We start from the raw sequence: 10,668 nt of genomic DNA on the forward strand, positions 1-10,668 counted from the left end.
TGATCGAGGTGGAGAAGGACTTCACCCTGGCCGCCGGCGGCTACGGCGAGGAGGTGAAGTTCGGCGGCGGCAAGACCATCCGCGACGGCATGGCGCAGAGCCAGCGCTCGCGCGCGCAAGGCGCGGTGGACACCGTGCTCACCAACGCGCTCATCGTCGACCACTGGGGCATCGTGAAGGCCGACATCGGCTTGAAGGACGGCCGCATCGCCGCCATCGGCAAGGCCGGCAACCCCGATACCCAGCCGGGCGTGGACATCGTCATCGGCCCGGGCACCGAGGTCATCGCCTGCGAAGGCATGATCGTCACGGCCGGCGGCATCGACAGCCACATCCACTTCATCTGCCCGCAGCAGGTGGACGAGGCCCTGGCCTCGGGCGTGACCACCATGCTGGGTGGCGGCACCGGCCCGGCCACGGGCACCTTCGCCACCACCTGCACGCCCGGGCCCTGGCACATCGAACGCATGCTGCAGGCGGCCGACGGCCTGCCCATGAACATCGGCTTCCTGGGCAAGGGCAACGCCAGCCGGCCCGACGCGCTGCGCGAGCAGATCGACGCCGGCGTCATCGGCCTCAAGCTGCACGAGGACTGGGGCACCACGCCCTCGGCCATCGACCAGTGCCTGGCCGTGGCGGAAGAGTCCGACACGCAGGTCTCCATCCACAGCGACACGCTCAACGAGTCGGGCTTCGTGGAGAACACGATCGAAGCGACCAGGGGCCGCACGCTCTGCGCCTTCCACACCGAAGGCGCGGGCGGTGGCCACGCGCCCGACATCCTGCGCGTGGTGGGCGAGAAGAATTTCCTGCCCTCCTCCACCAACCCCACCATGCCCTACACCGTGAACACGCTCGACGAGCACGTCGACATGCTCATGGTCTGCCACCACCTGGACGCGGCCATCCCCGAGGACCTGGCCTTCGCCGAGAGCCGCATCCGCAAGGAAACGATTGCGGCCGAGGACATCCTGCAAGACCTGGGCGCCATCAGCATGATGAGCAGCGACAGCCAGGCCATGGGCCGCGTGGGCGAGGTGATCATGCGCACCTGGCAGACGGCGCACAAGATGAAGCTGCAGCGCGGCACGCTGCCCGAAGACTCGGCGCGCAACGACAACTTCCGCGTCAAGCGCTACATCGCCAAGTACACGATCAACCCGGCCATTGCGCACGGCATCTCGCACATCGTGGGCTCGCTGGAGGTGGGCAAGTGGGCCGATCTGGTGCTGTGGAAGCCGGCCTTCTTCGGCGTCAAGCCCTTCATCGTGCTCAAGGGCGGCAGCATCGCGCTGGCGGCCATGGGCGACCCGAACGCCTCCATCCCCACGCCGCAGCCGGTGCACTTTCGCCCGCAGTTCGGCTCGTACGGCGGCGCGCTGGCGCGCGGCAGCCTGAGCTTCGTCTCGCAGGCCGGGCTGGACGCGGGCGTGGGCGAACGCTACGGCCTGAAGAAGACGCTGGCCGCCGTGACGGGGTGCCGCGGCGTGAACAAGACGCACATGGTGCACAACGCCTGGCTCCCCACCATGGAGATCGACGCGCAGACCTACAGCGTGCGCGCCGACGGCCAGTTGCTCACCTGCGAGCCCGCCAGCGTGCTGCCCATGGCGCAGCGCTACTTCCTCTTCTGATGCAACAAGCCTCGAAACTCATCGCCGGTGGCAAGGGCCTGGCGCCCGTGCTGCTCAAGCGCGCGCCCACGGTCGAGCTGGACTGGGACATCCGCCAGAAGAGCCGCTTCGACGCGCGCCTGAGCGATGGCCGCGCGCTCGCCGTCTTCCTGCCGCGCGGCAGCCTCGTGCGCGGCGGCGACGTGCTGCTCACCGCCGAGGGCGAACTCGTGCGCGTGATCGCGGCGCCGCAGCCCGTGCTGCGGATCACCGCCTGCCCCGCGCACCCGCTGGCCGAGCAGGCCTTCGACCTGATGCGCGCCGCCTACCACCTGGGCAACCGGCACGTGCCGATCGAGCTCAAGCCCGACCACCTGAAGATCGAACCCGACCACGTGCTGGCCGAGATGCTGCGCGCCATGCACCTGGACGTGGCCGAGGTGAGCGAAGCCTTCGAACCCGAGGGCGGGGCTTACGCCAGCCACAGCGGGCACGGGCATGGGCACTCGCATGGCCATGCACACGGTGACGGGCACGGCCACGACCACCATGACCACGAACACGGCCATTCGCACGACCACTGACGCGGGCCTGCTGCGCACCCTGTGGCTGGCCTCGCCCGCCCTGCCCGTGGGCGGCTTCTCGTACTCCGAAGGCCTGGAGGCGGCCATCGACGCCGGCCTGGCGAGCGACGAGGCCAGCGTGGCCACCTGGCTCATCGACCAGTTGCACCTGGGCCAGGCCCGCAGCGACCTGGCCGTGATGGCCGAGGCCATCCCCGCGTGGCGCGCGCGCGAACTGGACCGCGTGCGCGCCTTGAACCAATGGGTGCTCACCACGCGCGAGACCAGCGAGCTGCGCCTGCAGAGCGAGCAGATGGGCAAGTCCCTGCTCGCCTGGGCGCAGGCCCTGGGCGAACACGGCACGGCCGTGCACGCCGCCCTGAGCGAAGCCGCGCTGAGCCCGCCCACCTGGCCCGTGGCCGCGGCCTGCGCCGCGGCGCAGGGCGAGGCCACCGTGCGCGAGGCCGTGATCGGCCTGGCCTTCGGCTGGGCCGAGAACATGGTGCAGGCCGCCATCAAGGCCGTGCCGCTGGGCCAGGGCACGGGCCAGCGCCTGCTGGCGCGCCTGGTGGGCGAGATCCCCGCCGCCGTCGACGAGGCCATCGCGCGCGGCGGCGACGACCAGCGCCAGGCCTTCACCCCCATGCTCGCCATCCTCTCGGCGCGCCACGAAACCCAGTATTCACGCCTGTTCCGATCATGAGCACCCCGCTGCACCACATCCCCAACCGCACCAAGCCCCTGCCCCCACTGCGCGTGGGCATCGGCGGCCCCGTGGGCTCGGGCAAGACCACCCTGCTCGAAATGCTCTGCAAGGCCATGCGCGAGCGCTACGACCTCATCGCCATCACCAACGACATCTACACCAAGGAAGACCAGCGCCTGCTCACCGTGAGCGGCGCGTTGCCGGCCGATCGCATCCTGGGCGTGGAGACGGGCGGCTGCCCGCACACCGCCATCCGCGAGGACGCCTCCATCAACCTCGAGGCCATCGACCGCATGCTGGAGCGCTTCCCCGACGCCGACATCGTCTTCGTCGAAAGCGGCGGCGACAACCTGGCCGCCACCTTCAGCCCCGAGCTCAGCGACCTCACCATCTACGTGATCGACGTGGCCGCGGGCGAGAAGATCCCGCGCAAGGGCGGCCCCGGCATCACCAAGAGCGACCTCTTCGTCATCAACAAGACGGACCTGGCGCCGCACGTGGGCGCCGACCTGGAGGTGATGAAGGCCGACACCGCGCGCATGCGCCCCGACGCGCAGCGCCGGCCCTGGGTGATGACCAACCTCAAGACGCTGGCGGGCGTGGACGAGGTGGTGCGCTTCATCGAGACGCGGGGTTTGCTGAAGGCGGCGCAACCGGCCTGAAGGCCGAGGGCCGAGGGCGTCGCCCCGCCCGCGAACGCGCCGCACTAGAATCCCGGTCTCTGCGGAGACGTGGGTGAGTGGTTTAAACCAGCAGTCTTGAAAACTGCCGACCCGCAAGGGTCCGTGAGTTCGAATCTCACCGTCTCCGCCACTTGTCGAGCCGACGCCGTCACGCGGTAACCACCTCAGACCCGAGGCGCCGCCGCCCGCCGCGTCCACGACACGCAGCCCCCCGCGAGCGCCCCCTGGCCGACCCAAAGCGCTCCCCGCCGGTACAGCGCCCACCGCGCCGACGGATCGTCCAGCGCGACGCCCCACACCCCTCCCGACCCATCGACCCAGACGATGCGCGCCTGCGCCGCCGCCAGGGCCTGGTGCGCCTGGCCCGCGCTCACACCGGGCGCGAACAGCACCACGGTCTGATCGGCGCCTTGCGGCGCGCGCGCCGCCAGCGGCCCCGCCACCAGAGCGGCCAGGGCGAGCGAGACCGCCGCGGCGCGACCGCCGCCGCTGCCCGGTGGGCCGCGCCGGCGCAAAGCCCAGGCGCCCATCACCAGAGGCACCAGGCCAAAGACCACCAACCAGCCCAGGTCCCACAGCAGGGGGTGGGGCGAGTCCATGCGGATGCGGTGGATGCCCAGCAGCCAGTGCGAGAGCACGGCGTCGAGCGCGTGCCAGGCGCCGAAACCCGTCAAGGCCATGCCCCCCAGCAGGGCCCCGGCCCCGGCGCGCCCCAGTGCCGCGCGCCGACGCCAGAGCCCCCACAAGGCCGCCACCGCCAGCAGGTACATCAGGGCATGGAACAGGCCGTCCGCCAGCAACTGCGTTCGCAGGTCTTGCGCGGCCTGCACGGCCGAGAGCAGGTGGTGCCATTGGAGGATCTGGTGCAGCAGGACGCCATCGAAGAAGCCGCCCAGGGACACCCCGAGCAGGAAACCCGGCAGCTTCAAGGGCGTGAGCGCGCCCGCGCGCGTGGGCGCTTCGTCGTGACGGTGGTCGGTGTCCATGCGGTGCCCCTGCGCGCGAATCGGGCGAACACGAGGCAAGCGATATGCCCACCGCCACGCGCCACGCGAGGGAACGCCGATTGCCGAACCCGCCCATGAACGCCACGCCACCCGCCGCCGCGCCCCACCCGCTGTCGCTGCGCATCAACGGACAGGCGCACACCGCCATAGTGGATGCCTGGGTCACGCTGCTGGACCTGTTGCGCGATCGCTTGCAGCTCACCGGCACCAAGAAGGGTTGCGACCACGGCCAGTGCGGGGCCTGCACGGTGCTGGTGAACGGGCGGCGCGTTCTGTCCTGCCTGCAACTGGCGGTGATGCACGAGGGTTCGGACATCACCACGATCGAAGGGCTGGCGCGGGGCGACGTGCTGCATCCCATGCAGCTCGCCTTTCTGGAGCACGACGCGCTGCAGTGCGGCTACTGCACGCCAGGCCAGGTGTGTTCGGCGATCGGGCTCGTGAACGAAGGCCAGGCGAGCAGCCTCGACGAGGTGCGCGAGCTCATGAGCGGCAACATCTGCCGCTGCGGCGCCTACGTGCAGATCGCGCGCGCCGTGGCCGACGTGGCGCTGGGCGCCCCGCCGCACGAGAGCGAACGGGCCCGTCAGCCCATCGTCACCGGCACGGTGCCCGCATGAACCCCTTCGCCTACACGAAGGCCGCCGACACACCGGCCGCGCTCGCGCAGGCCGCGGCCGCCCCCGCGCCGGCTGACGCCTCTGCCGTGGAAATGAAGTTCCTCGCAGGCGGCACGAACCTGCTGGACCTGATGAAGGACAACCTCATGCGCTGCAGCCACCTGGTCGACATCAACGGCCTGCCGCTGGACGCCATCGAGGAGTTGCCCGACGGGGGCTTTCGGCTGGGCGCCCTGGCGCGCAACGCCGACACGGCCTACCACCCGGCGGTGCGCGAGAACCTGCCGCTGTTGTCGAGCGCCATCCTGGCGGGGGCCTCTGCGCAGATCCGCAACATGGCCACCAATGGCGGCAACCTGCTGCAGCGCACGCGCTGCTACTACTTCTATGACGCGCACACGCCCTGCAACAAGCGCGCGCCCGGCACGGGCTGCCCGGCGCGCGAGGGCCTGGCGCGGCAGCACGCGATCCTGGGCGCCAGCGAGCACTGCGTGGCCGTGCATCCGTCCGACATGTGCGTCGCGCTGGCGGCGCTGGGCGCGGTGGTGCACGTGCGCTCGGCGCGCGGCGAGCGCGACATCGCCTTCGCCGACTTCCACCGCCTGCCGGGCGATCGGCCCGAGCAGGACACCACGCTCGCACCGGATGAACTGATCGAATACATCGCCATCGCGCCGCTGCGGCAGTACGCGGCGCATTCGGTGTACCTGAAGCTGCGCGAGCGGCAGTCGTATGCCTTCGCGCTGGTGTCGGTGGCCGCGGCCCTGGACCTGGGGCCGAACGGGCGCATTCGCGGTGCGCGCCTGGCCCTGGGCGGCGTGGCGCACAAGCCCTGGCGCGACATCGGCGCCGAGGCGCTGCTGCAGGGCCAGGCGCCCGAGACCGCCGCGTTCGAGCGCGCCGCCACCACGCTGTTGCAGGGTGCCGTGCCGCACGGCCGGGGCGTGGGCAGCAACGCCTTCAAGATCCCCATGGCGCAGCGCGCCATCGTGCGGGCGCTGCAGACGGCCGCGCGCGGCACCGTGTCCCACACGGGAGGCAACCTGGCGTGAACGGCCGCCCCGACAACGCCCAGCCCGTCGCCGAGCCGGGCACCGGCCCGGTGGCCAAAGGCGACCCCGTGCCACGCGTGGACGCCCGCGCCAAGCTGACGGGGGCCGCGCGCTACGCGGCCGAGCACGCGGCGCCTGACCTGGTCCACGGCGTGGTCGTCAACAGCGCCATCGCCCGGGGCCGCATCACCGCCCTTCATCTGGACGACGCCCTGGCGGTGCCCGGCGTGCTGGAGATCCTGTCGCACCGCAACCGGCCTCGCATGCGAAAGCTGGACCTCTTCTACAAGGACATGACCGCCCCGGCCGGGTCGCCGTTCAAGCCCTTCCACAGCGATCGCATCCTGTACAGCGGCCAGCCCATTGCGCTGGTGCTGGCCGAGACCTTCGAGGCCGCGCGCTACGCCGCCTCACTGGTGCGCGTGGACGCCGACGCCGAGCCGCACGAGACGCGGCTGCTGTCGCATCTGCAGCGCGCGCACCAGCCCAGCCGCCTCAAGGCCGGCTTCTCGCCGCCACCGAAGGAGAAGGGCAACGCTCAGGCGGCCTTCGATGCGGCGGCTGTCAAGGTCGACAGCCAGTACCACGCGGGCGTTGAGCACCACAACCCGATGGAGATGCACGCCACCACCGTGCTGCGCGGTGAGGACGGCCACCTGACCATCCACGACAAGACGCAGGGCCCGCAGAACTGCCGCTGGCTGGTCTCGCACGTCTTTGGCCTGTCGCGTCATCAGGTGACGGTGAAGAACGCCTTCGTCGGCGGCGCTTTCGGCTCGGGGCTGCGCCCGCAGTACAACCTGGTGCTGGCCGTGATGGCGGCGCTGCGCCTGAAGCGCTCGGTGCGCGTGGTGCTGACGCGCCAGCAGATGTTCACCTTCGGCCACCGGCCCGAAACCTGGCAGCGCGTGCGGCTGGCGGCGGACGCGCACGGCCACCTTCGGTCGGTGATGCACGAGGCCATTGCCGAGACCTCGCGGCTCGAGGACTACGCGGAGGTGGTGGTCAACTGGTCGGGTCAGCTCTACGCCTGCGACAACGTGAAGCTCGACTACCGCCTGGTCGGGCTGGACCACTACAGCCCCATCGACATGCGCGCCCCGGGCGCCGCGCACGGCATGCACGCCCTGGAGGTGGCGATGGACGAGCTGGCCCATGCGCTGCAGATGGACCCGCTGGCGCTGAGGCTGAAGAATTTCGCCGAGCGCGATGGCGCCACCGGCCTGCCCTACTCCACCAAGGCGCTCAAGGCCTGCTACGAGCAGGGCGCGGCGCGCTTCGGTTGGGCTGGCCGGCCGCTGGCGCCGCGGTCCCTGCGCCAGGGCGACGAGCTCATCGGCTGGGGCATGGCCACCGGGCAGTGGGACGCCATGCAGATGTTCGCCCGCGCCCACGCCGAGCTGCGCGCCGACGGCAGCCTCATCGTGAGCAGCGCCGCCAGCGACATCGGCACCGGCACCTACACCGTGATGGCGCAGATCGCCGCCGCGGCCATGGGCCTGCCGATGGAGCGGGTGCTGTTCCGCCTGGGCGACTCCACCCTTCCGGTGGCGCCCGTGGAAGGCGGCTCCTCGCACGTGGCGACCGTGGGTTCCGCCGTGGAAGGGGTGTGCGAGAAGCTGCAGAAGACGCTGCTGCGGTTTGCGCACGCCCTGCCCGACTCGCCCTTCGCCAAGGCCCGCTTCAAGGACCTGCGGTTCCGCGGCGGTGCCATGGAGTGGATGGACGCGGACACCGGCGCGGTGCGGGCCTCGACGCCGCTGCCCGCGCTGCTGGCCGCCGCCGAAGTGGACCGCGTCGAGGAGCGCTACCTGATGCTGCCGAACCTGCTGCGGCAGAAGCGCTACACGCGGGCCACGCACTCCGCGGTGTTCTGCGAAGTGCGGGTGGACGAGGCGCTGGGCGTCGCGCGGGTCACGCGCATCGTGAGCGCCGTGGCGGCGGGCCGCATCATGAATGCGCGACTGGCCGCCAGCCAGGTGACGGGCGGCGTGGTCTGGGGCATCAGCCAGGCGCTGCACGAAGAGACCCACACCGACCACCGCCTGGGCCGTTTCATGAACCACAACCTGTCCGAGTACCACGTCGCCGCCAACGCCGACATCCACGACATCGACGTGATCTTCGTCGAGGAGGACGACCGCATCGTCAGTCCCCGCCTGGGCGCCAAGGGCGTGGGCGAGATCGGCATCGTGAGCGTCGCCGCGGCCGTGAGCAACGCGATCTTCCACGCCACGGGCCGGCGCTTGCGCTCCACGCCGATGACGCCCGACAAGATCATGGCACCGGGCCCCGACTGGGCCGCCGGCGACAGCGCGGTGGGCATTCCCCTGGTGCCGCGCTGAGGGGCAATGGGCGGAGCGCGCCGGCCAGCGGGCCCCGCCGAGGCTCAGGCCGCCAGTTCAAGTTCGCCCGGCTCGCGCATCAGCTCGGTGCCGGACGTCCAGGAGTAGGTGGCCGAGACGGTGCGCGACGGCGAACCGCCGGCGTTGACGGCGTCGCGGTAGACCAGCGAGCTCTTGCCCTCGGCTTCGGTGCCGACGTACTGCGTGCCGTCCTTGCGCAGGCCGGTTTCCTGCTCCACCACCTGGCGCACGAAGTCGCGCTGGCTCTGGAACTGGATGAAGGGCGGCAATGCGCCGTCGCCCAGCACCTCGGCCGGGTCGCGGCGTTCGTTGTCCTTGAACAGTTGCAGCGCGAGCTGGAAGTGGCCGAGCTCGTAGTCGAGGAAGCGCTCCCAGATCGCGCGCACGCGCGGGTTGGTTTCCTGCGCCGCGCAGCCCGCGTAGTTCCACACCTCGCAGGCCTCGCTGATGAGCAGCTTCTCCAGCGGCGACTCCATGGGATTGAGCATGGAGCCGTAGTGGGTGATGTGCTGCGACTCGACCGAGGCGATCTCCGCGTAGAGCTGGCGCGCGAGCGGGTCGGCGAACACCGGGCCGATGTTCATGTAGTAGTCGTGCGTCTGGTATTCGCCGCCGGTGAGCGTGAGGGCGTGCAGCTTGGTGGCCAGCGCGGCGTCGGGGCCGTAGGGCTCCAGCAGGTCGTGTTCGGGCGAGCGGTGGTGAAACCAGGTCTCGCGCGCCGGCACGATGTCGGTGTAGCCCTGGGTGATGTTGTTCGCGTCCTTGCCCTCCAGGCGGTCGAGCAGCGCGCTGTAGCGGTAGAGGTGGTCGAAGTCCTCGAGCAGCGCGTAGCGGTAGCCCTGGGCCAGGTAGGTGTCGGGTTCGAGCTGGGCCACCGAGGCCGTCACTTCGATGGCGGTCTGCTCGTAGCCGATGGTGGTCTCCAGCGGCGAGTGGTCGGCGCCCAGCAGCCAGTTGATGGTGGTGGCCTGGTGCTGCTCGACGCGCATGAGCTGCGCGAGCAGCGGGCGCGCGGCGGCGTTCATGCGCAACGCCACCTGCTTGGTGCGCAGCGAATCGAGCTCCAGTCCGTTCATGAGGATGATGCGCACGCGCGTGAAGGCGTCGTCGTCGAGCTTGCTGATCGGCTTGCCGACCATGTCCTTCCAGCTCATGCGCTGGCGGTCCAGGGCCATGCCCTTGTCTTGGAAGAGGTTGAGGCTCATGTCGGTTCTCCTGGTGAAGTGTCAGACGAGCACCGAGCTGCGCTCGGCACTCAAGAGCGCGCTCAACCAGTGCCGCACGATCTGTGCGTGCCGGGCCTCCTGCGCGAGCGCGCCGAGGAAGACGCCCGTCAGCTCGTCCTCACCCGCCTGCTCGGTGAGCTGGATCAGCAGTTCCCAGCCGGCGTTGTCCGCCAGCTCGGCGGTGAGCAGTGCGTTCAGCGACTGGGCCAGGGTGGTGCGCGGGTCGGTGATCACCTGCATGATCCCGGCATTGGCGGTCGCGGTCGCGTCCGCACAGGGCGTTTGCGCCGTGGGGTCGCCACCCAGGCGCCGCATGGCCTGGCAGAGCAGGTGAAAGTGCTGCAGCTCTTCGTCGCGGATGCGCTGCAGCGTCTGCATCGGCATTTCCTGCTGTAAGGTTTCAAGCACGGCGCCCTGCTCGCCTTGCGCGGCCATGGCCTCGGCCACGGAGGGCAGTTCCGCGTCGGCGTCGACCGCGGCCTGGTATTTGACGATGAGGGCGTCGTAGAGGCGTGTGCCCCCACGCTCGAAGGCGATGCGCTCGCCGATCTTGTCGAGCAGCAACTCGGGGCGCTCGCCCATGAGCTTGCCCATCCCCGTCTTGACGCTGCCCTTGAGCGAGGCTGGCGGAGGCACCGAGCCGATGGCCTCGGCCTCGGCGATGTAGCGCGCGTGGTCCTCGTCGCTGGCCGAGGTGTCGATGAAGGTGGGCGGGCTGTAGCGCAGCACGGCTTCGGTCATGGCTTGCACGCCTTTCGGCGATACGGCCTCGCCCGTTCGGTTGGCGCCGGTGGTGGTGGCTTGCATGGAGGCTCCTTGGGTTCGTGGGTGG

The 10,668-nt window shown here is 70.6% G+C and carries 10 protein-coding genes and 1 tRNA gene; 8 read left to right on the forward strand and 3 right to left on the reverse strand.

The annotated features are described in order from the left end of the window. The 5 genes from ureC to VLG41_RS01830 all read left to right on the forward strand — a co-directional run. Nucleotides 1-1,634: urease subunit alpha (gene ureC, locus VLG41_RS01810; RefSeq protein ID WP_325347694.1), on the forward strand; the 1,634-nt coding region annotated here is incomplete at its 5' end. After that, nucleotides 1,634-2,197, forward strand: a complete 564-nt coding sequence (gene ureE, locus VLG41_RS01815; protein ID WP_325347695.1) for an urease accessory protein UreE — start codon at nucleotides 1,634-1,636, stop codon at nucleotides 2,195-2,197. The genes ureC and ureE, both read left to right, overlap by 1 nt. Continuing rightward, on the forward strand, nucleotides 2,163-2,879 hold the full coding sequence (locus VLG41_RS01820; protein ID WP_325347696.1) for an urease accessory protein UreF: 717 nt from the start codon (nucleotides 2,163-2,165) through the stop codon (nucleotides 2,877-2,879). Before ureE ends, VLG41_RS01820 begins: the two co-directional genes overlap by 35 nt. Next, nucleotides 2,876-3,544, forward strand: coding sequence for an urease accessory protein UreG (ureG, locus tag VLG41_RS01825; RefSeq protein WP_009519959.1), 669 nt, complete (start codon nucleotides 2,876-2,878; stop codon nucleotides 3,542-3,544). The genes VLG41_RS01820 and ureG overlap by 4 nt, the downstream gene beginning before the upstream one ends. 63 nt (nucleotides 3,545-3,607) lie before the next feature. Next, nucleotides 3,608-3,695 (forward strand) — tRNA-Ser (locus VLG41_RS01830). A gap of 34 nt (nucleotides 3,696-3,729) precedes the next feature. Here VLG41_RS01830 and VLG41_RS01835 read toward each other — a convergent pair. Beyond that, nucleotides 3,730-4,551 carry a DUF2243 domain-containing protein gene (locus VLG41_RS01835; RefSeq protein WP_325347697.1) on the reverse strand — a complete coding sequence of 274 codons (822 nt, stop codon included), beginning with the start codon at nucleotides 4,549-4,551 and terminating at the stop codon, nucleotides 3,730-3,732. Nucleotides 4,552-4,646: 95 nt separating this feature from the next. On the opposite strand from VLG41_RS01835, the gene VLG41_RS01840 reads away from it, so the two are divergent. The 3 genes from VLG41_RS01840 to VLG41_RS01850 are packed head-to-tail and all read left to right on the forward strand — an operon-like array spanning nucleotide 4,647 to nucleotide 8,589. Continuing rightward, nucleotides 4,647-5,192 (forward strand): (2Fe-2S)-binding protein, encoded by a 546-nt coding sequence (locus VLG41_RS01840; RefSeq protein ID WP_325347768.1) that lies wholly within the window; start codon nucleotides 4,647-4,649, stop codon nucleotides 5,190-5,192. Continuing rightward, a complete protein-coding gene (locus VLG41_RS01845) occupies nucleotides 5,189-6,244 on the forward strand; it encodes a xanthine dehydrogenase family protein subunit M (protein WP_325347698.1) in 1,056 nt (351 codons plus the stop codon). Before VLG41_RS01840 ends, VLG41_RS01845 begins: the two co-directional genes overlap by 4 nt. Beyond that, complete coding sequence (locus tag VLG41_RS01850; protein WP_325347699.1) at nucleotides 6,241-8,589, forward strand: xanthine dehydrogenase family protein molybdopterin-binding subunit; 2,349 nt, start codon at nucleotides 6,241-6,243, stop codon at nucleotides 8,587-8,589. The genes VLG41_RS01845 and VLG41_RS01850 overlap by 4 nt, the downstream gene beginning before the upstream one ends. Before the next feature lie 44 nt (nucleotides 8,590-8,633). Here VLG41_RS01850 and VLG41_RS01855 read toward each other — a convergent pair whose 3' ends face one another. Together VLG41_RS01855 and VLG41_RS01860 are read right to left on the reverse strand one after the other, a co-directional pair. Then, nucleotides 8,634-9,815 (reverse strand): hypothetical protein, encoded by a 1,182-nt coding sequence (locus VLG41_RS01855; RefSeq protein WP_325347700.1) that lies wholly within the window; start codon nucleotides 9,813-9,815, stop codon nucleotides 8,634-8,636. Nucleotides 9,816-9,836: 21 nt separating this feature from the next. After that, nucleotides 9,837-10,643: a ferritin-like domain-containing protein gene (locus VLG41_RS01860; RefSeq protein ID WP_325347701.1), complete on the reverse strand. Its 807-nt coding sequence runs from the start codon at nucleotides 10,641-10,643 to the stop codon at nucleotides 9,837-9,839. Nucleotides 10,644-10,668: the final 25 nt, after the last annotated feature.

It is taken from the genome of Hydrogenophaga sp., from assembly GCF_035481345.1.
Lineage (GTDB): Bacteria > Pseudomonadota > Gammaproteobacteria > Burkholderiales > Burkholderiaceae_C > Hydrogenophaga.

What these genes read in the sequence shown, in the direction of transcription:
- VLG41_RS01835 (WP_325347697.1), bottom strand. Translation starts at nt 4,551, where the DNA reads ATGGACACCGACCACCGTCACGACGAAGCGCCCACGCGCGCGGGCGCG.
- VLG41_RS01820 (WP_325347696.1), top strand. Translation starts at nt 2,163, where the DNA reads ATGACCACGAACACGGCCATTCGCACGACCACTGACGCGGGCCTGCTG.
- ureG (WP_009519959.1), top strand. Translation starts at nt 2,876, where the DNA reads ATGAGCACCCCGCTGCACCACATCCCCAACCGCACCAAGCCCCTGCCC.
- VLG41_RS01845 (WP_325347698.1), top strand. Translation starts at nt 5,189, where the DNA reads ATGAACCCCTTCGCCTACACGAAGGCCGCCGACACACCGGCCGCGCTC.
- VLG41_RS01855 (WP_325347700.1), bottom strand. Translation starts at nt 9,815, where the DNA reads ATGAGCCTCAACCTCTTCCAAGACAAGGGCATGGCCCTGGACCGCCAG.
- ureE (WP_325347695.1), top strand. Translation starts at nt 1,634, where the DNA reads ATGCAACAAGCCTCGAAACTCATCGCCGGTGGCAAGGGCCTGGCGCCC.
- VLG41_RS01860 (WP_325347701.1), bottom strand. Translation starts at nt 10,643, where the DNA reads ATGCAAGCCACCACCACCGGCGCCAACCGAACGGGCGAGGCCGTATCG.
- VLG41_RS01840 (WP_325347768.1), top strand. Translation starts at nt 4,647, where the DNA reads ATGAACGCCACGCCACCCGCCGCCGCGCCCCACCCGCTGTCGCTGCGC.